Origin of the sequence: Exiguobacterium sp. UBA5002, from assembly GCF_002396765.1 — a bacterium.
Classification (GTDB): Bacteria; Bacillota; Bacilli; order Exiguobacteriales; family Exiguobacteriaceae; genus Exiguobacterium_A.
Genome location: NZ_DGYQ01000048.1, coordinates 60543 through 84627, shown reverse-complemented (window position 1 = coordinate 84627; position 24085 = coordinate 60543). Strand labels below are relative to the sequence as shown.

At 47.9% G+C, this 24085-nt stretch carries 23 protein-coding genes and 2 riboswitches; of the genes, 10 read left to right on the top strand and 13 right to left on the bottom strand.

The window, feature by feature from the left end:
* Positions 1 to 17 precede the first annotated feature (17 nt).
* Positions 18 to 1334, top strand: a complete 1317-nt coding sequence (locus B4C70_RS14715; protein WP_290780668.1) for an NAD(P)/FAD-dependent oxidoreductase — start codon at positions 18 to 20, stop codon at positions 1332 to 1334.
* A gap of 21 nt (positions 1335 to 1355) precedes the next feature.
* Here B4C70_RS14715 and B4C70_RS14710 read toward each other — a convergent pair whose 3' ends face one another.
* From B4C70_RS14710 to B4C70_RS14690, 5 genes are all read right to left on the bottom strand, one after another.
* On the bottom strand, positions 1356 to 2792 hold the full coding sequence (locus tag B4C70_RS14710) for a DEAD/DEAH box helicase (protein WP_290780665.1): 1437 nt from the start codon (positions 2790 to 2792) through the stop codon (positions 1356 to 1358).
* 63 nt (positions 2793 to 2855) lie between these two features.
* Positions 2856 to 3929, bottom strand: a complete 1074-nt coding sequence (gene rlmN / locus B4C70_RS14705) for a 23S rRNA (adenine(2503)-C(2))-methyltransferase RlmN (RefSeq protein ID WP_023469793.1) — start codon at positions 3927 to 3929, stop codon at positions 2856 to 2858.
* Positions 3930 to 4053: 124 nt separating this feature from the next.
* Complete coding sequence (locus B4C70_RS14700; RefSeq protein ID WP_290780662.1) at positions 4054 to 4860, bottom strand: ABC transporter permease subunit; 807 nt, start codon at positions 4858 to 4860, stop codon at positions 4054 to 4056.
* Entirely contained in the window at positions 4857 to 5738 is an 882-nt protein-coding gene (locus B4C70_RS14695) for an ABC transporter ATP-binding protein (protein WP_290780660.1), read from the bottom strand. Before B4C70_RS14695 ends, B4C70_RS14700 begins: the two co-directional genes overlap by 4 nt.
* A 12-nt stretch (positions 5739 to 5750) precedes the next feature.
* A complete protein-coding gene (locus B4C70_RS14690; protein ID WP_290780657.1) occupies positions 5751 to 6410 on the bottom strand; it encodes a methyltransferase in 660 nt (219 codons plus the stop codon).
* An 89-nt stretch (positions 6411 to 6499) separates the two neighbouring features.
* On the opposite strand from B4C70_RS14690, the gene B4C70_RS14685 reads away from it, so the two are divergent.
* The 3 genes from B4C70_RS14685 to B4C70_RS14675 all read left to right on the top strand — a co-directional run bounded on the left by B4C70_RS14685 (position 6500) and on the right by B4C70_RS14675 (position 9646).
* The gene (locus tag B4C70_RS14685) at positions 6500 to 6820 is read left to right on the top strand and encodes a heme oxygenase (protein ID WP_023469797.1); all 321 of its coding nucleotides are present in this window, start codon (positions 6500 to 6502) and stop codon (positions 6818 to 6820) included.
* A 122-nt stretch (positions 6821 to 6942) separates the two neighbouring features.
* A complete protein-coding gene (locus tag B4C70_RS14680) occupies positions 6943 to 7680 on the top strand; it encodes a hypothetical protein (RefSeq protein ID WP_214856578.1) in 738 nt (245 codons plus the stop codon).
* 92 nt (positions 7681 to 7772) lie between these two features.
* Positions 7773 to 7951, top strand: a riboswitch (Lysine riboswitch).
* A 111-nt stretch (positions 7952 to 8062) separates the two neighbouring features.
* On the top strand, positions 8063 to 9646 hold the full coding sequence (locus tag B4C70_RS14675) for a Na+/H+ antiporter NhaC family protein (protein WP_035395513.1): 1584 nt from the start codon (positions 8063 to 8065) through the stop codon (positions 9644 to 9646).
* A 65-nt stretch (positions 9647 to 9711) separates the two neighbouring features.
* On the opposite strand, the gene htpG is transcribed toward B4C70_RS14675, so the two are convergent.
* A complete protein-coding gene (gene htpG, locus B4C70_RS14670; protein WP_133208455.1) occupies positions 9712 to 11574 on the bottom strand; it encodes a molecular chaperone HtpG in 1863 nt (620 codons plus the stop codon).
* A gap of 83 nt (positions 11575 to 11657) precedes the next feature.
* Positions 11658 to 12527: a hypothetical protein gene (locus B4C70_RS14665; protein ID WP_290780654.1), complete on the bottom strand. Its 870-nt coding sequence runs from the start codon at positions 12525 to 12527 to the stop codon at positions 11658 to 11660.
* Between the two features lie 135 nt (positions 12528 to 12662).
* Between B4C70_RS14665 and B4C70_RS14660 the strand changes: the two genes are divergently transcribed.
* Positions 12663 to 13493 carry an SDR family oxidoreductase gene (locus B4C70_RS14660; RefSeq protein ID WP_056064722.1) on the top strand — a complete coding sequence of 277 codons (831 nt, stop codon included), beginning with the start codon at positions 12663 to 12665 and terminating at the stop codon, positions 13491 to 13493.
* Positions 13494 to 13633: 140 nt separating this feature from the next.
* Positions 13634 to 14836, top strand: coding sequence for a M20 family metallopeptidase (locus B4C70_RS14655; protein WP_290780651.1), 1203 nt, complete (start codon positions 13634 to 13636; stop codon positions 14834 to 14836).
* Between the two features lie 47 nt (positions 14837 to 14883).
* On the opposite strand, the gene B4C70_RS14650 is transcribed toward B4C70_RS14655, so the two are convergent.
* Entirely contained in the window at positions 14884 to 15231 is a 348-nt protein-coding gene (locus B4C70_RS14650; protein WP_290756017.1) for a hypothetical protein, read from the bottom strand.
* A gap of 85 nt (positions 15232 to 15316) precedes the next feature.
* Between B4C70_RS14650 and B4C70_RS14645 the strand changes: the two genes are divergently transcribed.
* A complete protein-coding gene (locus tag B4C70_RS14645; RefSeq protein ID WP_290780648.1) occupies positions 15317 to 15742 on the top strand; it encodes a DUF1801 domain-containing protein in 426 nt (141 codons plus the stop codon).
* 52 nt (positions 15743 to 15794) lie between these two features.
* Here the strand turns inward: B4C70_RS14645 and B4C70_RS14640 are convergent, their stop codons facing one another.
* Both B4C70_RS14640 and B4C70_RS14635 read right to left on the bottom strand, forming a co-directional pair.
* Complete coding sequence (locus B4C70_RS14640; RefSeq protein ID WP_290780645.1) at positions 15795 to 17033, bottom strand: MFS transporter; 1239 nt, start codon at positions 17031 to 17033, stop codon at positions 15795 to 15797.
* A gap of 26 nt (positions 17034 to 17059) precedes the next feature.
* Positions 17060 to 17515, bottom strand: coding sequence for a CBS domain-containing protein (locus tag B4C70_RS14635; protein WP_035395501.1), 456 nt, complete (start codon positions 17513 to 17515; stop codon positions 17060 to 17062).
* Positions 17516 to 17697: 182 nt separating this feature from the next.
* Here B4C70_RS14635 and B4C70_RS14630 point away from each other — a divergent pair, with 182 nt between their 5' ends.
* A complete protein-coding gene (locus B4C70_RS14630) occupies positions 17698 to 18120 on the top strand; it encodes a MarR family winged helix-turn-helix transcriptional regulator (RefSeq protein ID WP_290780642.1) in 423 nt (140 codons plus the stop codon).
* A gap of 71 nt (positions 18121 to 18191) precedes the next feature.
* Here the strand turns inward: B4C70_RS14630 and mmuM are convergent, their stop codons facing one another.
* From mmuM to B4C70_RS14615, 3 genes are all read right to left on the bottom strand, one after another.
* The gene (mmuM, locus tag B4C70_RS14625; RefSeq protein ID WP_290756009.1) at positions 18192 to 19127 is read right to left on the bottom strand and encodes a homocysteine S-methyltransferase; all 936 of its coding nucleotides are present in this window, start codon (positions 19125 to 19127) and stop codon (positions 18192 to 18194) included.
* Positions 19102 to 20505 carry an amino acid permease gene (locus B4C70_RS14620; protein ID WP_290780639.1) on the bottom strand — a complete coding sequence of 468 codons (1404 nt, stop codon included), beginning with the start codon at positions 20503 to 20505 and terminating at the stop codon, positions 19102 to 19104. Before B4C70_RS14620 ends, mmuM begins: the two co-directional genes overlap by 26 nt.
* 77 nt (positions 20506 to 20582) lie before the next feature.
* Positions 20583 to 20684, bottom strand: a riboswitch (SAM riboswitch).
* A gap of 36 nt (positions 20685 to 20720) precedes the next feature.
* Entirely contained in the window at positions 20721 to 21638 is a 918-nt protein-coding gene (locus tag B4C70_RS14615; protein ID WP_290780636.1) for a ketopantoate reductase family protein, read from the bottom strand.
* A gap of 182 nt (positions 21639 to 21820) precedes the next feature.
* Here B4C70_RS14615 and B4C70_RS14610 point away from each other — a divergent pair, with 182 nt between their 5' ends.
* Complete coding sequence (locus B4C70_RS14610; protein WP_290756003.1) at positions 21821 to 22537, top strand: GntR family transcriptional regulator; 717 nt, start codon at positions 21821 to 21823, stop codon at positions 22535 to 22537.
* The gene (gene gntK / locus B4C70_RS14605; protein ID WP_290780633.1) at positions 22530 to 24071 is read left to right on the top strand and encodes a gluconokinase; all 1542 of its coding nucleotides are present in this window, start codon (positions 22530 to 22532) and stop codon (positions 24069 to 24071) included. Before B4C70_RS14610 ends, gntK begins: the two co-directional genes overlap by 8 nt.
* Positions 24072 to 24085 lie beyond the last annotated feature (14 nt).

The window sequence follows — 24085 nt, the reverse complement described above, 5'->3', positions numbered from 1 at the left end:
AAAAGGAGGCGTCAGTAATGTATGATGTGACGATTATCGGAGCCGGTGTGGCAGGAATTTTCCTCGCCCATCAGCTTGTTGAAGACGGGCAACACGTCTTACTGCTCGATGCCGGAAAACCAATCCGTGAACGAACGACAGAAGATGCGTATCTTGGATTCGCAGGGCTTGGCAAATCAGAAGGAAAGTTCAATTATGCGACAGGATTCGGCGGGGAACTCGTCTCAAAAATCGGTGAAGAGACGACACGACGACTGTTCCAAGAAGTCGATGATCTTTTATGTACATATGGTGGAGGTACAGTTGAGACCTACTCGACGCATTCCTCTACTGTAGCGTCTCGTGCCCGTCGCGCCGGTCTACATTCGGTCGAGACGACCGTCCGTCATTTAGGCACAGTACGGACAGCTGCTGTCTTCACGGCGTTTGAGGACGCCTTATTACCACGTCTCGGTGCCCGGTTCGAAACGACAATCGAGCAGATCACGAAATCAGAGCCGTTTACGATCAAAACAGCGGACGAGATCTTCGTCAGTCAACGGATCGTGTTCGCGACAGGTCGTTCAGGTGCAGACTTTACGTTGCAAAAGTTAGCGACGCTTGGTGTCACCCCACAGCGGACTCGACTTGATCTCGGGGTGCGAATCGAGACGGATGAGGCGCTATTTCGGACATTGTTACAGGAGACGTTCGAGACGAAGCTCGGTTACGACTCGCCTTACGGTCAAGCCGTCACCTATTGCATGAATCCGCGCGGACGGATCATCCGCAAATATCAAGAAGGACTCGTCATGCCGGACGGCCAAAACGTCCACGAGACGGCAGACGGCTCGACGAATCTGAACTTTACACTATTTCTCCCGCGTTATTTTTCGACGCTAGCGAAAGCGAATGCGTATGCCGCACGCATCATTGGCGGAATCAACCAAGGTGGTGATCGCATCCTCGTTCAGCGACTCAGTGATTTCCGAGCATCGCGAGCGACGGCAAACGATCAACTGAGTCGTAACACCATTGTCCCTTCCCTAACCGCGTCCCCCGGTAATTTGCATGCAGAAGTGCCTACAGAAGACCTGCTCGTCTTAGAAGGGTTTTTAGAGCGCCTTGAGCAACTCCTTGAAGTGGAACTTCCGGGAGATACGTTGCTTTACGGATTAGATGGCAAGTTTTACGCACCGATGCTTGAGACGTCAGAGACGTTTGAGACGACATGTCCCGGTGTCTATGCGATCGGGGATTGTTCCGGTGCCACACACTCGCTTGCCCAAGCAGCTGCTAGCGGACTCCATCTTGGACATGCCTTGACGCAAAACAGCCGGTCCCTCTTCGCTTAAGCGGAGAATGACCGGCTTGTCTTATTTCTTGAATGCTTCGTACACTTTCAATTGTTTCCCTTTGACCTTCGTCGTCTTCATCGCCCGGAGGACAAGCGGACCTTTCCCGTTGAGGATATCGACATACGTCAACGTATCCTGAATCGAGATGATGCCGATGTCGTCTGCTGTGACGCCTTCAATCTTCGCAATCGTTCCAACGAAGTCGACGGCACGGAGTTTTTTCTTCTTCCCACCGTTAAAGAACAATTTCATGATGTCCGCATCAAGCTGTTCCGTTTTCGAAGAACGCGTATCTTCCGTCGCCATTTTCTCTTCGAACGCATCCGCTGTTCGCATCAAGTCCTTTTCCGTTGGTGCTTGGCGACGTGTCAGTTTCCCGTGATACTGCTCGATTTCCTTTAGGCGACGTTCGTCTGCCGGTGTGACGAGACTGATTGCTTGTCCGGCTGCTCCTGCCCGCCCCGTCCGACCGGTCCGGTGAACGTAGCTTTCTCGTTCGACAGGGAGATCATACTGGATGACGTGCGTGATGTTCTCGATATCGATGCCGCGTGCTGCGACATCTGTTGCGACAAGAATTCGGAACTTCCCGGCACGGAAGGCTTTCATCGCATCGAGTCGATCGTCTTGTTCCATCCCACCATGGATCGCTTCAACCGGATAGTCATGGGCGCGTAGACCATTCGCGATGAAATCAACGTGTTCTTTCGTCCGACAGAAGATCATGCAACGATCCGGGTTTTCAGCGACCAGGACATCTTTTAAAATGGCGAACTTCGTCTTGTCCGTCACCGGAATGTAACTATGCGTAATCGTTGAGACGACGGTCTCGCCCGCTTCGATTCGTTTTGGTGCCTCCATGTAACGGTCACTCAACTGTTCGATGTCTTCTGGGAAGGTCGCAGAGAACAACAGTGTCATCCGCTCCTTCGGTAACTCGGACAAGATGGCATCGACTTGATCGAGGAAGCCCATGTTCAGCATTTCGTCCGCTTCATCTAAAACGACGTAACGGACTTTCTCAAGCGATAACGTGCCCCGCTCGATATGATCGCGTACGCGTCCCGGTGTTCCGACGACGACGTGTGTCTTTTGCTTGAGCTCCGTGACTTGCCCGCGGAACGGTTGCTTGCCGAAGACAGCTGTCGCTTTGATCCGCTTATAACGTCCGATGTTCATGATATCTTCTTTGACCTGCAAGGCCAGCTCACGTGTTGGCGTCAAGACTAAGACTTGTGGTTTGTTTTCTTCCCACTCGACGAGTTCACACAGTGGGATCGCAAACGATGCCGTCTTTCCGCTCCCCGTCCGTGATTTGACGATGACGTCTTTTCCGGATAATACGACGGGGATGACCGATTGTTGGACTTCGGTTGGTGTCGTGTAACCGAGTTGCTCGATCGAATCGAGAATCGGTGTGCTTAAGTTAAAATCATTGAATCGTGTACGTGTCATAGAATGTCCTCATTTCTTATCGTAAAAAAAGCTTCCCACCGAAACGATGAGAAGCCCAACGAATTATTTGGATGCTACTTTATCTTTTTTGATTTGCTTACTACGTAATTGACCACATGCCGCATCGATGTCTGTTCCGTGCTCGAGACGAACACCACAGTTCAAGCCGTTCTTTTTCAACGTATCGTAGAACGTCGTGATATCTTCAGACGTACTGCGCTGATATTGACCGTGCTCATCGACTGGATTGTACGGAATCAAGTTGACATACGTCAGGTGACGTTTGTCTTCGAACAGTTTTGCTAGTTCGACTGCGTGTTCTTTTTGGTCGTTGACGCCACGAAGCAAGATGTACTCGATCGTGATTTTACGGTTCGTCGTTTGAACGTAATAATCGATCGCTGGCATCAATTTCTCAAGCGGGATCGCCCGGTTGATTTTCATGATTTGCGTACGCAATTCATTGTTTGGTGCGTGAAGCGAGATGGCTAAGTTGACTTGGAGTTTCAAGTCAGCGAACTTGTAGATCTTGTCTGCCAAACCACTTGTTGAAACCGTGATGTGACGTGCACCGATCGCAAGACCATTGTGGTCCTTGATGACGTTCAAGAAGTCAACCATGTTGTCGAAGTTATCGAACGGTTCACCGATACCCATGACGACGACGTGGCTGACACGTTCTTCGTTACCGACTGCATCGAGGTGATGTTGGACGTTCATGATTTGCTCAACGATTTCGCCTGCTGACAAGTCGCGGCTCTTCTTGATCAGACCACTTGCACAGAAGCTACAGCCGATGTTACAGCCGACCTGTGTCGTAACACAGACAGAAAGACCGTACTTATGACGCATCAGAACCGTTTCAATCAAGTTGCCATCATATAATTTGAAAAGGAACTTGATTGTTCCGTCTGCTGATTCTTGCTTGACCGCTTCTGTCATCGAGTCAATCGTAAAACTCTGATCTAACAACTCAAGGCAATCCTTGTTGACATTCGTCATTTCCGCGAAAGTCGTGACACGTTTACGGTAGAGCCAATCCCATACTTGTTTGGCACGGAATGGTTTGTGCCCTTGATTCGATAACCATTCTGTCATCTGCTCAAGCGTTAATCCATAAATGGATGGTTTATTCATTTCGAAAGACCTCATTTCTTTTTCCAGAACTACAACATTCCTTTATCTTAGTAAAAATCAGCGCGTGACGCAACGTTCAAATCCTAAATGTTCACTTTCTGTAAAGTTTTTGCGCCACTTTCGATCAAATCGACAGACTCCGACGTCCGAATTGAACGACTGCTCCAGTCAAGAACACGAGACAGAGGACAAGTAAAAGAATGGAATGAAGAAGAAAATGATTCGTTCCTTCTAGTAATTGCGTCGTATTGAATAAGGAGAAGACGGATAGATAACGGAGCCACTCCGTCTTGTCACTTAGCTCCGACAGAATCGTCAAGACGATCGATAGAACCAGCACACTACCGGCAAGCGAAAAAGCACGACGTTCTTCGTCAAATAACGTCGCAACGAATAACGTAAAGGCGCCGATCGCCAAGAGTAACAATAGCGCATTGAGCTGAATCCGCCATAAGATGACGTCATTGATCGAAATATCTGTCATCCACCAGTCGGATACCATCAAGACAAGTCCATTCAGTCCTACGAGAACCATACTTGCGATACCCATGACGATCGCGACAGCAAACGTATACGCATTCCGGGTGATCGGGGCTGCGAGATAGACGATCAGCTCTCCGTTGTCGATCGGTCGCGCAACGAGGTGCGCTGCTAATGAGAGCAAGAATAGACTCGCAATGACTTGAAAGATCAATCCATAATAGTTCCCTCCGAGCAGATCCAGTACATTATCGAATCCCGTCACCTTATCGTATTGAAATACTTTTAAGACTTCTGGAGGTAACGCTTCTAGTTTTGTTTCTAGTAAACCAGTCTTCATCATCGATGGATAAAGCAACTCAAGCATCAATAAGTAGAGACTCGTTCCAATCGCATAAGCAAGCACGGGCTTTCTGACCTGCTTGAATAAAGAGCGGATCAGCAATATCACGACGATTCCTCCTCTCCATAATAATGCAAGAAGACCTGTTCTAAATCATCTGCTGACGGACGAATCAGTCGCACATCATACTGAGTTAAATAAGCGATCGCCTGATTCAAGCTCAGCGTCTCGTCCGTTTGAAAACTGACTTCCAGCCGCTTCGGTTCAACACCGACTTGCATCGCGAACTGTGCTGCTTCCACCTCCGTTCGGAAGACGATCGTATACGTCTTTCGACTCGATCGAACCAACTCATGAATATCCGATTCGACGATGATGCGCCCTGCTTTGATTAAAGCCGCTCGATCGCACGATTTTTCCATCTCCGGAAAGTGGTGTGAACTCATCAGAATCGCTTTTCCAGCATGCTTCTCCTGTTCGATCCACTCTAAAAAACGCTCTTGCATCAAAGGATCAAGTCCACTGGTTGGCTCATCAAGTAGATAGACCGGTGCATCTTTCATGAAGCAACCGACAAGTGCCAGTTTTTGTTTCATCCCTTTTGACATCTTGCGGATTTTCGTCTTCGTCTCAAAAGGAAATCGTTTCAACAACAGTTGTCGCCGTGCCGGATTGCTACCGTGTAGTCGTTGCATCAAATCCAGCATGTCTGCTCCCGTCATGTCTCCAGGTAAACTAATCTCCCCCGGCAAATAACCGACCAACTGCTTCACCTCTTTACTTTGCTTCCAGCAATCAAAACCACCGATCGTCGCCCTTCCATCGTCCGCAACCATTAGTCCCATCAAATGTCGGAGTGTCGTTGATTTTCCAGATCCGTTTGGTCCGATGAAACCGAATATCGTACCCGGATCAACTGTAAAACTGACATCGAATATTCCACGCCCCGGTGCAAACTCTTTCGTGACATGCTCCAAACGGATCATCGTCCGACCTCCTCATCCCCTATTTTTCTCATCACTGTATTGATACCCGTTTTGAAGCAGTTTGTTCGGATCAAAACGATAGATGACGAATCGCTCGTCATGATTTTTTTCATAGAGGTCTCGTAATCGAATCTCATCGATTTGCTCGAATACGGTATGGCGCTCCAGGTACTCCCGGTATTCATCGGTCGGGTAATACAAGATGAGATCAACCGAACGCGGGGAACGTTCGACCGAACTTAAAATGTGATCGATCACTTTCATGAAAATTTGTGAAGAGAATGGATTAAAGAAATAAAACTTATTCGCCTCATCCGGAATGGTATACTGCTCGGCATACGTCTGTTCGAATCGCAAACTTCCGGAACGCCGCTTCCTTCGACTTTGGTATTTCGCCATATTCCGAAGTGCGTCCTCGTAAAATTGTCCATTCATCTCGATTCCGATGACGGAACAGTCGAATCGGTCATGTAAGTAAAAGTTTAAACGCCCTTTCCCACACCCGAAATCGATGACAGTATCCTCTTTTTGAAACGGATAGGTTTCGCATAATTCGCCGAGTGCCGCATAAGGCGTCGGTTCATAGCGATTGTAGTGACTAAACACACCATAAAGGTGTTGCATCTCAATGGTCTCAATTCGTAATCGTTGATCATATTCCTGTTCATTCATCGTCTTTTGTTCCTTCTTTCCGGCATTCTTTCCCTCATCGTACTATACTGAAGAAGTACGTTACTCGTTTTTTGAAAGGGGATTTTATGATGATCGTCGTTACGAACCGGATTAAAGTCAAAAAGGGGATGGCTGCAGCTCTCGCTCCTCGTTTTACGCGTCCAAGTGGACTTGATACGATGGACGGATTCATCCGTGTTGAGGTCTTATTGACGCAAAACATCGAAGAACACGATGAAATGAACGTCAACATGTACTGGGAAGATATGAAGAGTTTTCAAGCGTGGCGGGAAAGTGACGATTTCAAAGCGTCACATAGTCGACCTGCGAGTAGTGAGGCAGGAGAATCGCCAATGCTCGGCAGCGAGATTCTGACATATGAAGTCGCTTCGGTCAAAGAACGCGCATGATGCACGAAAAGGACTCGTATCGAGTCCTTTTTTATATACCTATATACAAATAATGAAAGGGTCGAATTGTCATAAATGGTATTATTTGTTATCATAGTGCCATTACAGAGAGAGGGTCCTTCATGAATTCATTAACTATATTTGAACAAGCCATTCGTAGCTTACCTGACGATCGTACGTTACGACGTGATGAATTATGGACGGACGATTTTTTATTGCAACAGGAGAACGAGCTGACCGTCTATTACTCTCCGATTGGCGAATATGTCAATACTGAAGCAAAAGTCGTCATCATCGGGATCACACCAGGTTTTGAACAGATGCGAATCGCTTTCGAAGAAGCGACGGATGCCCTTCATCATGGTGTTTCATTAGAAGAGACGGCACGCCTCGTCAAATATACAGCAAGCTTTGCCGGAACGATGCGACGTAATCTCGTCCAGATGCTTGATACACTCGAACTTCCAGCATTACTAGGAATTGAGACAACGGCTAGCTTATTTCATCAACACCAGGAATTGTTACATCCGACGTCGCTGTTAAAGCAACCCGTCTTTTATCGCGAAAAAAATTACTCGGGTCATCAACCGAAGATCAATCGTAGCCCTTTATTGAGGCACTACGCGGAAGAACACTTCGTCGCTGAGATCAATCAGTTACAAAAAACAGCGTTATTAATTCCACTCGGTCGGGTCGTCGAGACGCAAGTCCGTGGATTGATTCATGATGGACGAATCGAACAGCATCAGCTTCTTTCCGGATTCCCCCACCCATCTGGCGCGAACGGTCATCGAAAAAAACAATTCGAGGAAAACCAAGCCTATTTGATGAAACAGCTCATTCAACATTTTGCTGAATAAACAACTTTATCTTAAATTATCAGAATATATGGTTGAATCGCTTCTGAAATACATGATAAAGTGTCCATAAGAACAGAATATGACTATTCTATCGATGAGGTAGAGGCGCGATTTCAATCAGTACTTGGTCCGAGGATGACAACGAAGACGACTACAGGAAAGGTGACATCGCCGAAATGACAGTATGTGTCGAGCATATCGTCGTTGGTCGATTCGGGAAACACCCGATCGATTGCCATACATAACAATTGTATGGAGCGCTCCAATTCGGCTAAGAAAGACGCATCCAGCGAGGGTGTCGGCTTTGTTGCCGGTGCCCTTGCTTTTTTTGTGCCGCGGGGTCTCATCTTTAAGCTATTTATTAAAGAGGAGGATATTTTTCATGGTCAACTATTCAGATTCCATTATTGCCCTTGTACCTGCTTTACTAGCTATCTTATTAGCCATCTTTACCCGAAAGGTCGTTCTTTCGTTAGGTGTCGGCATTCTCGTCGGTGCCCTGTTACTCCACCGTTTTAACCCGATCGATACGGTAACCTATCTCGGCAAGAACATCTTCAGTCTCTTTTGGGCAGACGGTGCCTTGAACGAGTGGAACGTCTTATTGCTTGTCTTCTTGTTATTGCTCGGCGTCCTTTCCACGCTCATTCAGACATCAGGTGGCGCTCGTGCCTTCGGTGAATGGGCTTCTACTCACGTCAAGACAGCGCGTGGTGCACGCTTAGTTGCCTTCGGACTCGGTATCTTGATTTTCATCGATGATTACTTCAACAGTCTCGCTGTCGGCAACGTCAGTCGTCCGTTAACGGATCGCCGTGGTGTCTCACGTGCGAAGCTTGCCTATTTAATTGACTCAACAGCTGCGCCTGTTTGTGTCATCAGTCCGCTTTCGAGTTGGGGCGCATTCATCATCTCCATCATCGCCGGTATCTTAACGACGCACTCGATTACGGATTACTCAGCGTTTAGTGCTTTCATGATGATCGTTCCAATGAACTTCTATGCGATTTTCGCGTTACTTTTAACACTTTACATCGCTTACTCTGGCGTCTCTGTCGGACCGATGAAACAGCATGAACGCCGTGCCGCGAATGGTGAACTTTTTGATGCGTCAAAAGGAACACCGATGGGGATGGCAAAAGAGGTCAACGAACATACGAACGGAAAAGTCCGGGATCTCGTCGTTCCGATCGTCGTTCTCGTCATTGCTACGATCAGTGCGTTGCTCGGAACAGGTGCTCAGGCACTTGCAGCCGACAATCGCCCGTTTACTTTAATTGGAGCATTTGAGGCAACAGACGTCACACGTTCACTCGTCGCAGGTGTCGTCATCAGTTTAATCGTTGCTTTCCTGATGCTGATCGGACGGAAAATTCCGGGCCGCGATTACCGTGCAAGCATCGTTGCTGGTATGCGTTCGATGTGGCCAGCAGTCGTGATTCTGTTATTTGCTTGGACGATCATTGCTGTTATCGGTGATATGAAAACAGGCGATTATCTCGCAAGCTTCATCAGCAACTCGATTTCTGCTTCGTACTTGCCGTTCTTATTATTCTTGATTGCCGGCTTGATGGCATTCTCGACAGGAACAAGTTGGGGCACATTCGGGATCATGTTGCCAATCGGTGCGGATCTCGTCATGGCTGTCGATGCTTCACTCTTGTTACCGACGCTTGCTGCTGTTCTTGCTGGATCTGTCTTCGGTGACCATTGTTCACCGATTTCCGATACGACGATCCTCAGTTCGACAGGGGCTGGATCCCATCATATCGATCACGTTACGACACAATTACCGTATGCGCTAGTCGGTGCCGTCACTGCGGCAGTCGGTTATTTAGTCATCGGTTTCACGGAGTCTTCGGTCTTCGGTTTCATCGGAGCTCTTGTCACATTCGTACTCTTTGTCGTCGTCTTGAACGTTCTCTCGAAAAAAGGCGAAACCGCTTCGGATTTACAAACGGATTGATGAAACACTTTACGAAAAAAGGCATTGGATGCGCGCATCCAATGCCTTTTTTATATCTATTCGTTTCACACCATCAATAAACACACATCATTCGCGAACGCTACTGGATCCTCGAGTGGGAGTCCTTCGACAAGCAATGCTTGTTGATACATTAGTTTTGTATAGCGCTCGAATTTTGAACGATCGTTTTGATACGCCGTTTCAAGAGACTCGAACACTGCGTGTGACGGATTCAATTCAAGAATCTTGACCGCTTCTACCCCTTCATTATTCGGCATCGCCTTCAGAATTTTCTCCATCTCGATCGAGACAGCGCCGTCCGTCGCAAAGCAGACAGGATGCGATTTTAGACGTGTTGAGGCTTTGACTTCCTTGACTTGCCCACTTAGCACTTCCTGCATGGCTTGGAACATCTCTGCTTGTGCGTCCGTCGTCTCCGCTTCCTCCGCTTCAATCCCTAAATCGCTACTCGTGACCGACTTGAACGTCTTCTCGTTGTACGTCACGAGCATCTGGATCGCGAACTCATCGATCTCTTCCGTGAAGTACAAGATATCATACCCTTTATCACGGACGAGCTCGGATTGTGGTAATTTATCCAGACGATTCGTACTCTCACCAGCGGCGTAGTAAATATGTGCCTGATCTTCCGGCATCGCTGCGACGTATTCTGCGAGTGTGATCAACTTCTTTTCCTTCGCCGAGTAGAAGAGGACCAGATCCTGCACCTGTTCTTTATGCATGCCATAATCATTATACATACCGAACTTCAGCTGGCGTCCGAACGCTTGATAGAATGTTTCGTACTTCGTGCGATCCTCGCGCAGGAGGGCTTCGAGTTGTGTCTTGATCTTACTTTGGATATTTTTCGCGATCAATTTCAATTGACGATCGTGTTGCAGTAACTCGCGCGAGATGTTGAGCGATAAGTCTTCCGAGTCAACCATCCCTTTGACGAAACTGAAGTGATCCGGCAACAAGTCGCTGCATTTTTCCATGATCAAGACACCGTTGGCATAGAGTTCAAGACCCTTTTCAAATTCCTTCGAATAATAATCGTACGGTGCCTGCTCTGGAATGAATAAGATCGATTGATAACGAACAGCGCCGTCGACACTGATATGAATGTGTTTCGCTGGTGTGTCGAAACCATAACGCTTCTCTTGGTAGAAGTTCGTATAGTCCTCGTCTGTCAATTCCCGTTTGTTCTTCCGCCAGATCGGCACCATGCTGTTGATCGTCTTGACGACTTCGACCTCTTCCGTCTCGTCACTGCCTTCGATCGGCTGACGTTCGAGTTCCTTCATCTCGATCGGATAACGAATGAAATCTGAATATTTTTTGATGATACTGCGCAAACGATACGTCTCGAGGTATTCGTCATACGATTCTTCTTCCTCGTTCGCCTTGATGTGGAGTGTAATCTCCGTTCCGACGGTTTCCTTGTCGACTTCCTCGATCGTATAACCTTCGACACCACGCGATTCCCATTTATAAGCGACTGCACTGCCGAACGGTTTCGTAACGACAGTGACGACGTCTGCGACCATGAAGGCAGAATAGAATCCGACACCGAATTGTCCGATGATATCATGACCATCTTGTGCTTCATTCTCTGCCTTGAAGGCAAGCGATCCACTTTTTGCGATCGTACCGAGATTCTCTTCTAGTTCTTCCTTCGTCATTCCGATTCCCGTATCACGAATGATGAGTTGACGCGCTTCTTTATTTGGTTCGATCGTAATTTTGTAGTGTTCCTTTTCGAACGAAATCGTCTCGTCCGTCAATGCTTTGTAGTACATCTTATCCATGGCGTCACTTGCATTCGAGATCAATTCGCGCAGGAAAATCTCCTTATGCGTATAGATGGAATGAATCATCATCTCCAGCAATCGTTTTGATTCCGCCTTAAATTGTTTCGTTTCCATGCTCATTCTGCCTCCCCTTTTTTAGCACTCATTCATATAGAGTGCTAATTCATCTCCTATTATTAGGGAGTTCGAAATATCTGTCAATCTCCTTTTTCACTGTGTGTCGTGACTTTTTCAAGGACAATCATTCCGATTTGACGTAAGTGTTCTGCTGACCCGTAGGTGCCATGGCTAACGCCGTTTTCATCCTTTCGATTACCGAGACCGATGAACTGCTCACTCGGTTTGAAGTGGAGTCCGACGACGGGTACCTGAAATCGTGACGAGAAGCCAACTTGAAAAATCGCGTCTGGATAATCCGTTGGTCGATAGGTTGTCCAATCGATATCTGGTTCGAGCTTCGCAAATCGTTCCGTGTGCTCCTTACCGAGCAGGATGATCCCTTTTATCGAAAACAGTTCAAGCAGGCGTAACAAAAATGTCTGACCGAATGGACTATCTTCCAACACGCTGCGTTCTTTGATCGCTCCCATGTAGTGGTGTGTCGGAAACGGGAAAAAGTCCAAATGAATGACTGGATCAAGCGTCTTTTCGTAAAACGACGCACCGAGTCCGTTCAAGAATCCTTCAAGCTTACCGCCACCCGGTCGACCGAACCATGTCCGGTAAATGTTCGGTTGTTTGAAATAATCATTGAAGCGCCGGATTGAATCTGTCAGCGTCTCCTCCTGGAGATAATCCTCCCATGACATCGACTTCGGACGAATAAAGAGCGGACCGGTCTCGTCGAATCGTAATGCGCTCGTCCGGTCTAAAAACTGCGTTCGGGATGGGTTCGTCGCGATCGTCACCCAACTGCTACGCGTCGCATCACCAAACCAAAGGACAGGTGTCGTTTGATCAATCAGTTGATCTGCGAACGCACTTTTCTCGAGCGTCATTTGATACTCGACAGCTTCCTGTAATAATTTTTTGGCAAGTTGCCATTGATCGGATGTCAGCGTTCTCATCTCCCTTTTTACAGCGATTATGCTGTTGTAGATGTACCCCTTATCTTCTATTACTAGACGCGTCGATGGGTTTAATCTCCATTTCTCCGGGAATGTTTCATAAGGTGAACGATACGACTTAGGAGGGGTTTAGCAATGGGTAGACTGGATCAAAAAATAGCTGTCATTACCGGCTCGGCAACAGGGATTGGACAAGCGACCGCGCTTGTATTCGCAGAACAAGGAGCAACGGTCGTTTGTGCCGATGTCTCACTTGAAAAAGCACAACAAACAGTAGAACAGATTACACAACAAGGCGGGAAAGCGGAAGCCGTCCATGTTGACGTCTCAGACGTCGAGAGTGTTGAGCAACTTGCGAAGCATGTCAAAGAGACGTACGGTACGGTCGACGTCCTCTTCAACAATGCCGGAATCGATGAACAAGGTGGGAAAGTCCACGAGTATCCAATCGATCTCTTCGACCGGATCATCGCTGTCGATTTACGCGGTACATTCCTCGTCAGTAAATTCTTGATTCCACTCATGCTGGATAACGGTGGTTCGATCATCAATACGTCATCGATGTCGGGTCGCGCAGCTGACTTGAACCGGTCTGGTTATAACGCGGCGAAAGGCGGGATCGCGAACTTCACTCGCGCGATGGCAATCGATTACGCGCGTCATGGCATTCGTGTCAATTCGTTATCGCCAGGAACGATTGAAACACCACTCATCGATACACTCGTCGGTGAAAAAGAAAAAGAACAAGGCAAACAATTCCGCGATGCGAACGCCTGGATCACACCACTCGGTCGACTCGGTAAACCACGCGAGATGGCAACGGTCGCCCTCTTCCTTGCTTCTGACGACAGCTCGTATGTCACAGGTGAGGACATCACGGCGGATGGCGGCATCATGGCTTATACATGGCCGGGAGAGATGTTAATCGATTCGAAGTGGAAAGACGAAGCAGAAAAAAGTGAATGAGCAATGCGCGGTGTAACCCTTTGGTTGCACCGCTTTTCTTTTACCTCAAGACGTTCAGTACCGCAAATTATTTTCTGAATTAGTTTACCTCCCTGAAGTATTTTTATCAGGGTATAGGACAGGTAAAGGGGGGAAAAATCATGCAAACAGCGATTGCTTACTTACAACAGTGTCTTCAAATTCCAAGCGTCAATCCGATGGACGGAGAAGAAGCCGTCGCACGTTACGTATACGATGTACTGGTCGACCATCAGATCTCGACAGAATGGATTGAAGTTTCACCAAAACGAATTTGTCTCGTCGCGACCGTTCCTGCGAGCGAAGATGTTTCACGTCCTGCCGTCCTCGGTCTATCTGGTCATCTCGATACGGTTCCAGTTCAAGGAGACGGCTGGACGAAAGATCCATACGGCGGCGAAATCGAAAACGGCCGCATCTATGGTCGTGGGGCTTCTGATATGAAATCAGGTGTCATGGCAATGGTGCAAGCACTGATTCAATATAGAGAACGTCAAGACCGACCAAACACTATCAAACTTCTGATTACATCCGATGAGGAGAATGGAATGACGGGTGCTCGTCATTTGACCGAACAAGGACACGCGGATGATTTAGACGCTTTACTGATTACAGAACCAACAAGCGGAATGATCGGTTATGCACAAAAAGGTGTCGTTGGGATCGAAGTGACATGTCGTGGGAAAAGTGCACACAGCTCTGCCCCTCAACTCGGACGTAATGCGATCGATGACGTCTATCGCGTCATCCAGGAAGTGAAGTCGGAACGCTTCTCGATTACGGCGAATCATCATCCGGCGCTTGGTCCGGTCGTCGCGTCAATCACATCCATAAAAGGAGGCGAAGGACCGAACGTCGTTCCGAGTCAGGCTTCGTTTTATATGGATATTCGGACGATTCCCGGGTTCGATCGAGCGGACGTTCTTGCTGCCTTTACAGCTATCGAGCGTCGTCTTGTAGCAGAAGATTCCGAGTTTGATATGAACGTGACCGTCATCAAGGATATTCCTTCTTGTGAAACCGATGAACGGGTGCCTTTCTTGCAACAGGTCGCGGATACGATGGAGCAGGTTAGCGGCGTGACACCACGAAAAATCGCTATTCCAGGTGGAACGGATGGTGCGATGTTCAGCCAAGCGAAAAAGTCATTTCCAATCGCAATCGCTTCATTCCATGATTTCCGTCTCGCACACCAAGTGGATGAATCGATTCCGTTATCCGAATATGAAAAAACGATTGCGTTTTGCTTCAACTTGATCAACACACCATTACATCAATCGCCCCCATCACATAAAAAAAAGAAGGAACGACATTCGATATTGTAACCGAATGTCGTCCCTTCTTTTTGTGTTAGCGCCTTTCATCAGCTGATTCAGTAGACGCCAAGTTGTGCTAACGCCTCACTTAAATAACTTTGATCACTGCGAAACTGGTGACTCGTTTGTCCGTCAGACCAACTGATGAAGACACGACCAAGTCGGTCATAGCGTAAGTGGAGACGAATTACTCCCTGCTCGAATACGACTTCACCGTGTAACGACTCATGGACGTGAGCAAAGTTACGGATGAACGCATCATATTGATTGAATGTAACTGAAAACTGGTGTTCACTATTCCGCCCTACCATCTGAATCGTTAGTTCTTCTTGCGTTGGATGTACGTGTAAGATTTCCCATAGTACACTGCTTTCTTCTCCTCGAAACACGATACGATGCTTCATTCGATTTCCACCTCTGAGCCACAGGATATTTACTAGTACTTCTCGAAAGTAACCCATATCTTCTTCATCCGAAAGGAGTCTGCTTATGCCTGATACGCCAAAGACAGGTCCTACCGAACAGTCCGTTGATGCCTTTCTGGCACAAGTCGAACCGCCGCAACGTCAAGCAGATGGTATCACACTACGTCAGTTCTTCGAAGATGTCACGGGATATGAAGCCGTCCTTTGGGGTTCATCCTTGATTGGTTTTGGTTCCTACCATTACCGCTACGCCTCCGGCCGCGAGGACGACAGCTTTTATGTCGGCTTTTCTCCGCAGAAGACGAACCTCGTCCTTTATCTCGCGCTTGGTGAAGACGCAGTCTCAGAACGACTGCTTGCCAGTCTCGGTACGTATCGACGCGGTAAGTCCTGCATCTACGTCAAACGACTGACTGACATCGACTTAGGCATACTTCGGGAAATGATCGAGCACTCGATCCGCACGTTAAAAACCATGTACCCCTCTTGATTTCAATCAAAAACAGCCGAAGCGAATGCGCTTCGGCTGTCTTGTTATCGAATTAATGTCCGCCTTCCGTCCGATCGATATGGCGAATGTGTTTGAGATTGACCCCGATGATGATGACGGATAAGAGGACGAAGCCACTTCCGACATAAAACGGTAGATTTGCGTTGAAGATTTCAGCCAATTTACCGGCCATGAATGGCGCAATGGCTGCCCCGAGAAAACGTAGGAAACTGTATGCCGCAGATGCTGTCGAACGTTCGACAGGTGCTGCATCCATGACAGCTGTCGTGATGAGCGTGTTGTTATTCCCAAGCACAGCTCCCGCCAAGATGACACAGACGATGACGACGGCTGGAGTTTCCGTGAAGATCCCCATCAACAGAAGCAAGATCGCGAATGTGATCAACATCATGATCATCGCTTTGATCGTTCCGAACCATTGTTTCAGTTTCGGAGCCGTTAAGACTGATGTGATCGCAAGCAACATCCCCCAACCGAGGAAGACGAATCCGAGTCCTTTCGCTGGTAGTTTCATGACGAATGGTGCATAAGCCATGATCGTAAAGAAACCAACGTTATAAAGCGCTGCAACGATTCCGAGTGTCAGTAATGAACGATGTTTCATCGCTTGGAACGGTGCTTTTAATGATAACTTCTGTTTCGGTGCAGCAGATGCTGCTTGTTTTGGCATCAAGAAAAGTAAGACAAGAAACGCGATGATCATGATCGTCGCAACACCCATGAATGGGGCGCGCCATGTGATCGAACCGAGCGTTCCGCCTAATAGCGGTCCGATCGAAATCCCAAGACCAACGGCTGCTTCATATAAAATAATCGCTTTTGCTGTTCCGCCTGATGACAGCGAAACAATCGCAGCAAGTGCTGTTGCGACGAATAAGGCGTTCCCAAGTCCCCATCCACCGCGTAACGCGACGAGCGTCCAAATGCTGTCTGCTTGTGAAGCAAAACCAGCAACAGTTGCGATGACGGCAATCCCGAGCATCAATGTTCCTTTTTGACCAATCCGTGATGAGATCGCGCCTGTAATTAACATCGCGAATGCCATGACGGCGTTATAACTTGTAAATAAGAGCGTTACTTCACTTTTGGACGCTTCTAAATTCTCAGCAATCGTCGGTAAGACGGGATTGACGAGCCCCATTCCCATGAATGCTGTGATACTGGCGAAAAAGACTGCCCAAACAGCAACCGGTTGATGGAATAATCCATGTTTGCTTTCCGCTAATACCGTTTCCGGCTCAAGCGTCGTTGTTTTTTCAGCAAGTGCCATAGTGTCCCTTCTTTCTATTGGATGTGTTACATGAACTGTTTAAACGAATGGCGGATGACGTCACCTCGACTAATGATCCCAACAAGACGTCCTGCCTTGAGGATTGGAAGCTTTTTGATCCGTTTTGCGCCGAGTGTCGCTGCAATCTCTTCCATTTCTGTGTCAGCGTCCGCTGTTACGACCTTCCGGCGTGCAAGTTCCATGACAGGTCGATTCAAGATATGACGAATTCGATCTTCATAATCTTCTTCGTCTCCTTTGATGACATCTACATATAAGAATGTATCGACGATGATGTCCTTGTGTTTTCCGATCGCGCGCATGATATCTCCGTCACTGATATAACCGACGACCTCTTGCTCGGCATTGATGACGGGTACGCCGCTAATACCAGATTGAATGAATCGTTCGATGACCGTACGAATCAGATCTGTATCGTTTACCGTAATGACCTCTTGTTTCATCGATTCATAAGCTTTCATCTGAATTCTCCTTTGTCGTTCGTTTCTCATCTACGAAAGTTGTATGATACAATCAAAAGAACAAAAATGATTGTATCATACAACTACAACTCTGTCAAGCCTCCTGCTTTTCGCATTGACAGCTTATCCACATTGGGTAATCATGAGGAACAGAGAGACTTTTTTGAAAGGGGAGATACCCGATGTCTCAACAATCACTCGAAACCATTGAACTCGAGTTAGCGATCCTGATCCGGCGCTTAACGACGGCGACGGCAGACAATCGTAATTTGGACCGTGCTTCTTATCTCTTACTGCGACAATTAGCGGATTCCGGCAAAGTCGGTGTTAAAACACTTGCCCGTGAACTTCAGCTCGATGTCTCGACCGTCAGTCGCCAAGCAGCGGCACTCGATCAGAAGCAACTCGTTGAAAAAGTAAAAGATCCGACAGATGGGCGAGCCTTTTTCTATCATATTACAGATAAAGGACAACAAGAACTCACCATCTACCGAACCGCACGTCTCGCGAGCATCGAACGTCTACTGACAGACTGGCCAGCGGATGATGCAGAAGATTTCGGACGCCTATTGCAACAATTCAATCGCGCCTTGCGCGAACGGTAATGGAATCACACCATTAAAAAAAACGGACGCGAAATCGATTGATTTCGTGTCCGTTTTTTCGTCATCATTCATCACGTATGAGAAACCTGACAAACCGAACGAATTTGCGCGATGTGTTCCGGTGAAGTTCTACAACAACCGCCAATCAATCGTGCTCCAGCTTCATACCATGTCTTTGCGATGGCTTGGAACGACGTACACTGATTATTCGTACCTGACCATGTTTTTGCGACCGGATCATAGACCTCACCAGAGTTCGGATAGACGATGATTGGCACATCCGTCAACGCCTTGACGTGACGGATAAAATCGGTCGCGTAAGATGCTGGAAAACAATTTGCACCGATTGCTGCGAGCTGTGGATGTTGTCCGACCGTTTCAATACACGTCGCAAGTGCCGTTCCTTCACTAATGTGCGTCGCATCTTGAAGCGAGAACGTCAGCCAAGCAGATACTTCCGGGAACGCTTCGAGAATCCCGAACAACACGACAGCTTCCTCAAGCGACGGAATTGTCTCGAATGCCAGCAGATCAGCCCCCGCTTCAATCAATGCTTCGATGCGTGGTCTGTGGAAGGCTTCTAGCACATCTGCTGACACACCATAATGACCGCGATACTCAGAACCATCTGCTAAGTAGGCACCATAAGGACCAACTGATCCCGCGATCAATGCGGCACTCTTTCCGCTACGCGTCCGTGCATCTTGCGCTAAGGTAACCGTTTGTCGAATTAACGCTTGTGCTTCCTCGGTCGTGATGTGACGTTGCTTGAATCCTTCGATACTTGCTTGATAGCTTGAGGTGATCGCAACATCGGCGCCCACTTCAAAGTAATCGTGATGGACACGCTCAATCTGTTCCGGTGCTTCAATTAAGAGGCGTGCCGACCAAAGTGGATCGTTCAGGTCGAATCCCTTTTGTTCGAGTTCGGTCGCAAGGGCACCATCTAAAATAAGAAAAGGAACTTCCTGTAATCGTTGGTCAACTGGATTTTTGATTCGGGACATCTTCAACACTCCGTTTCTGAGAAGAATTCGTGAACGCATGAACGACATAACAGATCACGATGAATGGGATACCGCAATACAAGGCGACTCGTTGCGTCGGATCAAATCCGATACCAATCAGGGAAATCAAACAGACGACGAAAGCGGCGATCGGTACCAATGGAAAGAGTGGTGTACGATAGACCAATTCGTCGACCATATGCCCTTCGCGGAGGAATTGTTTCCGGAAGCGATACTGCGCAACGCTGATACTCATCCAGACGACGACAACAGCAAGACCGGAAATCGAGACGAGCGCGATATAGACACTTCCTGCTGCATAGATGCTAGAAAGCAAAGCAAGTCCTCCGCCAAGCATGCTGAACAATACAGCTCGAAGTGGAACCCCACTTGGTGTCACCTGGGCGAAGAAGCGCGGAATCATGCGTTCGTTCGCAAGCGACCAAAGCATCCGGGAGGCAGCGTAAAGCCCAGAGTTCGCTGCCGATAAGATCGCTGTCAGAATGACGAAGTTCATCACGTCTGCCGCATACGGAATCCCGATTCGTTCAAACACGGCAACGAATGGACTTTCGAGCACGCCCTTCCCTTCCGTTGGCAATAAGACGGCTAATACGATGATCGTACCGACGAAAAAGAGGACGAGTCGCAAAATCGTTGTTCGGATCGCAAGCGGAATCGTCCGCTTCGGATCGACCGCTTCACCCGCTGCGACGCCGATCAATTCCGTTCCTGAGTAAGCAAAGTTCACGGCAAGCATCGTCATGAAGATCGCAAATGCCCCATTTGGAAACAATCCTCCTTCCGTTAAGGAAGAAAAGAATGGTGCCGGGCTACCATCTTGTAATGGGATGAAGCCAACGATGGCTCCCGCACCAAGTAAAATGAAAGCAATGATCGTCACGACCTTAATGGCGGAGAACCAAAACTCGACTTCAGCAAATACGCGGACCTTCAAGACGTTGATACCAAGGATCATCGCAGCGAATAATGCACTGAACACCCAGACTGGAATCGACGGGAACCAACGTTGCATCAAAATGCCTGCTGCCGTGAATTCTGAACCAAGGGCGACCGTCCACGTCAGCCAGTAGAGCCAGGCCACTGTATAACCGGTGCCGGGTCCAATGTACTTCGTTGCGTACTTATGGAATGATCCGGTTTCCGGCATGTGCACGGCGAGTTCACCGAGACTTAACATGACTAAGTAAACGACGACGGCCCCAATCAAGTAAGACAGAATCGTTCCGACGCGTCCTGCTTGTTCCAACGTATAACCTGTACTTAAAAATAATCCTGTTCCAATGACACCACCTAACGACAGCATGATCAGATGACGTGATTCCATCTTGCGTCGAAACGCTCCGCTCGTTTTCATGAATCCATTTCCTCCTCGTTCCACCTATTCCAAACAAAAAACGCATCCTCACGGATGCGTCGGTCGACAATTCGGAAATCTTATCGATCGGGTGCAGCACCCGCAGGAATTAGCACAGTATCTTTCGACCTGTTGCTGAGGTTTCATAGGGCCAGTCCCTCCACCTCTCTGGATAAGTATGTAATTGTTCCTAACCATATCAGAATGCAGATAATTCAGTCAACAGGCATTTCCCGATTTTTTTGATAGATCCATAAATTAGATTCAATCAGTTGAAGATGACGTGAAGAGCGTGTTTCGAGCAAAGTACTAAAGAAATGTTTCACTTCGACGGGCTGACCCTTTTCCATGTCCCGTAACATCGATGATTTCATCGTGTCTTCCATTGCATGCATCTGCTTCAGCAAGACCGCTTCTACATCGTCATTAAAGACTGCGCCTTGTTCTTCCATCGCTCGCTTCGCTTCCTTCATGACGTCTTGAATCATCTGATGACCAATTGGGTCCTTGCGAATTGGACCGATGGCAGAGCGAAATAGTGTCGTCACGCCCGCAAATGTCGAAATGAAGAGGTACTTTTGCCACATGTCATCCATGATATGCATCGAGTACGCCATCGGTGCCTTCGCTTTCGCAAAACGTGTTGCAATCTCCTCTAAACGCGCTGTTGGTTTACCGGTTCGTGAACCAAACAATAGCCGATGCGACGGGCTTGTCTGTACAATACGCCCTTCTGCATCAAGCGTCGATTCAATGAAGCAAAGTCCGCCCAGTACTCGATCTTCTCCGAAGACTTCTGTTAACCGTCGTATATGCTGCATGCCGTTCAACAAAGGAATGATGTACGTCTCGCTCGAAACAAATGGCGCAAGATCCTGTAGGACATCATCCAAGTGATAGGCTTTCGTCGAAAGTAAGACGACATCAAATGTGTGATTCAGTCGCATGTCTCGTGTCACTAACTGAGGCGTGATCATAACATCACCATGAGGACTAGTGATCTGTAACCCTGTCTTTTGTAATTGTTCATATCGCTTCGGACGGACGAGAAAGGTCACCTGTTCACCTTGCTCAGCAAGACGGCCCCCGAAATAACCTCCGACTGCTCCTGCACCTACAACTAAAATATTCATATGTACTATCTCCTCCTTACCCGTTCTGATTATTGATTACTCCTTCACCCTAACATATTTGGAATCGATTTCCTGATTGCCAGTTGAATCGTTAAGATTTAAGTGAAGCGTTTGCATTTTAGAAAAAAACGTATATACTAACTTGTATACAAGTATACTCAATGTAGAAATCAGGTGATTTTATGTCAGAACTGTTATACCCCTTGAAGTGGTTGTCAAAAGCTTCTGCCGGAGATCGTGTCGCGCACGAACTACGAATGCGGATCATTTCAGGAAAAATTGAAAGCGGTACCATTTTATCCGAAAACAAAATAGCCTTTGATTTTTCAGTCAGTCGCTCACCTGTCCGTGACGCGTTAAAGGTCCTTGCAGCCGAACAGTTGATTCGTCTCGAACGAATGGGGGCGGTCGTCGTCGGTTTATCCGAGCGCGACATTCAAGAAATCTATGATGTCCGGTTACTCATCGAAACGTTCGTCTTCGAGCGACTTGTTAAGGTCGAACGGGCAGAACTCGTCCGTGAACTCAGCAAAATTCTCGAAATGATGAAGGTTGCCATCAAATATAAGGATGCTGATGAATTCTCTTTCCAAGACGTACTGTTTCATGAAACGATCATCCGCTCGATCGATCATGGGTATGTCAGCATGATTTGGCAAAATCTCAAACCAGTCATGGAAAGTTTCATCCTCCTATCAATGCGGGTACGATTCGAGGAAGACATCGAAGACTTTGAACGCATCCTCGCGAACCATGCCTTGTATATCGAAGCGATCGAGACAGGAGATCGTGAACGGATGGTTGCTTCCTTACATCAGAACTTTGATGATGTTCAGGAAGTCGAAGATCTTTGGAAAACGCAACAAATGATGTCGAAAGGAGTCGATTCACATGACTAAATACATGTTAGGCGTCGATATCGGAACGACGAGTACGAAAGCAGTCTTATTTACGACAAAAGGAGAGGTCATCGGACAAACGAACGTCGGTTACCCACTCCACACACCGAACCGTTCGACGGCGGAACAGGATCCGGAAGAAATTTTTGATGCCGTACTCGAATCCATCCGATTGATCACAAAACGTCATCCGAGCATGCCACCGAAGTTCGTCGCGTTCAGTAGTGCCATGCACAGTTTGATTGCGATGGACGCACAACATCAACCGTTGACTGCCTGCATCACATGGGCGGACAGTCGGAGTGAAGCATGGTCGAACAAGATTAAGGAACAATATGGTCTCTCGATCTATCACCGGACCGGGACACCGATTCATCCGATGTCACCGCTTAGCAAAATCAGTTGGCTCGTCGAAGATCGTCCGGAGCTCCACGCTCAAACGAAAAAGTATGTCGGGATCAAGGAGTTCGTGTTCCAAAGACTGTTCGGAACATATGTCATCGACCACTCTCTCGCTTCAGCAACTGGTCTCTTTAATATTCATGAATTAGGTTGGGATACGGGCGCACTGCATGTCGCGGGTATCGATGCAAGCTATTTATCGGAACCCGTACCGACAACGACGTCATGTACCGGACTTAATACTGATTACGCACGACAAATGGGACTCTCCGTCGATACGCCGTTCTTAGTCGGTGCCAGTGATGGTGTCCTCTCCAATTTAGGTGTCAACGCGATTCGCAAAGGGGAAATCGCGATCACGATCGGAACGAGCGGTGCCATCCGAACGATCATTAATCGTCCACAGACGGATGAAAAAGGACGAACGTTCTGTTACGCGCTGACCGAGGACCACTGGGTCATCGGCGGCCCCGTCAATAACGGAGGAATGGTCTTACGGTGGATTCGTGACGAACTCGCTTCAGCAGAAGTCGAGACAGCAAAACGCCTCGGCATCGATCCGTATGCTGTCCTGACGAAGATTGCCGAACGCGTCCGCCCGGGGTCCGACGGTCTGTTGTTCCATCCTTACTTGTCCGGTGAACGAGCACCGCTATGGAATCCGGACGTCAGCGGTTCATTCTTCGGTTTGACGCTCTCACACAAAAAAGAGCATATGATCCGGGCGGCACTAGAAGGCGTCATCTACAATCTGTATACCGTCTTCCTCGCACTCGTCGAATGCATGGATGGTCCTGTGACGCGGATTCAGGCAACCGGTGGGTTTGCCCGGTCCGAAGTCTGGCGCCAAATGATGGCGGACATCTTTGAATCAGAAGTCGTCATTCCGGAAAGTTTTGAAAGTTCATGTCTTGGTGCTTGTATTCTCGGACTGTATGCGACAGGGGAAGTCGATTCGTTCGAAGTCGTCTCTGAGATGATCGGGGAAACGCATCGCCATGTACCAAATGAAGAAGCGATGCATGAATATCGTCAGCTCTTACCAATTTTCATTAGTCTAGCGCGGACATTGTCTGAAGATCACAAACGAATCGCTACGTATCAACGGAGCTTGATTCAAGAAGAAAACTAACTTAATCTTTTGGG

Bases quoted from the DNA above. Each gene is read 5' to 3' on its own strand.
- gntK (WP_290780633.1), top strand. From the start codon at position 22,530: ATGACTAAATACATGTTAGGCGTCGATATCGGAACGACGAGTACGAAA.
- B4C70_RS14640 (WP_290780645.1), bottom strand. From the start codon at position 17,033: ATGGCACTTGCTGAAAAAACAACGACGCTTGAGCCGGAAACGGTATTA.
- B4C70_RS14620 (WP_290780639.1), bottom strand. From the start codon at position 20,505: ATGAAAACGAGCGGAGCGTTTCGACGCAAGATGGAATCACGTCATCTG.
- B4C70_RS14630 (WP_290780642.1), top strand. From the start codon at position 17,698: ATGTCTCAACAATCACTCGAAACCATTGAACTCGAGTTAGCGATCCTG.
- B4C70_RS14690 (WP_290780657.1), bottom strand. From the start codon at position 6,410: ATGAATGAACAGGAATATGATCAACGATTACGAATTGAGACCATTGAG.
- B4C70_RS14610 (WP_290756003.1), top strand. From the start codon at position 21,821: ATGTCAGAACTGTTATACCCCTTGAAGTGGTTGTCAAAAGCTTCTGCC.
- B4C70_RS14665 (WP_290780654.1), bottom strand. From the start codon at position 12,527: ATGAGAACGCTGACATCCGATCAATGGCAACTTGCCAAAAAATTATTA.
- B4C70_RS14645 (WP_290780648.1), top strand. From the start codon at position 15,317: ATGCCTGATACGCCAAAGACAGGTCCTACCGAACAGTCCGTTGATGCC.
- B4C70_RS14635 (WP_035395501.1), bottom strand. From the start codon at position 17,515: ATGAAAGCTTATGAATCGATGAAACAAGAGGTCATTACGGTAAACGAT.
- B4C70_RS14660 (WP_056064722.1), top strand. From the start codon at position 12,663: ATGGGTAGACTGGATCAAAAAATAGCTGTCATTACCGGCTCGGCAACA.
- B4C70_RS14680 (WP_214856578.1), top strand. From the start codon at position 6,943: ATGAATTCATTAACTATATTTGAACAAGCCATTCGTAGCTTACCTGAC.
- rlmN (WP_023469793.1), bottom strand. From the start codon at position 3,929: ATGAATAAACCATCCATTTATGGATTAACGCTTGAGCAGATGACAGAA.
- B4C70_RS14675 (WP_035395513.1), top strand. From the start codon at position 8,063: ATGGTCAACTATTCAGATTCCATTATTGCCCTTGTACCTGCTTTACTA.
- B4C70_RS14650 (WP_290756017.1), bottom strand. From the start codon at position 15,231: ATGAAGCATCGTATCGTGTTTCGAGGAGAAGAAAGCAGTGTACTATGG.
- B4C70_RS14715 (WP_290780668.1), top strand. From the start codon at position 18: ATGTATGATGTGACGATTATCGGAGCCGGTGTGGCAGGAATTTTCCTC.
- B4C70_RS14655 (WP_290780651.1), top strand. From the start codon at position 13,634: ATGCAAACAGCGATTGCTTACTTACAACAGTGTCTTCAAATTCCAAGC.
- B4C70_RS14685 (WP_023469797.1), top strand. From the start codon at position 6,500: ATGATCGTCGTTACGAACCGGATTAAAGTCAAAAAGGGGATGGCTGCA.
- B4C70_RS14710 (WP_290780665.1), bottom strand. From the start codon at position 2,792: ATGACACGTACACGATTCAATGATTTTAACTTAAGCACACCGATTCTC.
- htpG (WP_133208455.1), bottom strand. From the start codon at position 11,574: ATGGAAACGAAACAATTTAAGGCGGAATCAAAACGATTGCTGGAGATG.
- B4C70_RS14615 (WP_290780636.1), bottom strand. From the start codon at position 21,638: ATGAATATTTTAGTTGTAGGTGCAGGAGCAGTCGGAGGTTATTTCGGG.
- B4C70_RS14695 (WP_290780660.1), bottom strand. From the start codon at position 5,738: ATGATCCGTTTGGAGCATGTCACGAAAGAGTTTGCACCGGGGCGTGGA.
- mmuM (WP_290756009.1), bottom strand. From the start codon at position 19,127: ATGTCCCGAATCAAAAATCCAGTTGACCAACGATTACAGGAAGTTCCT.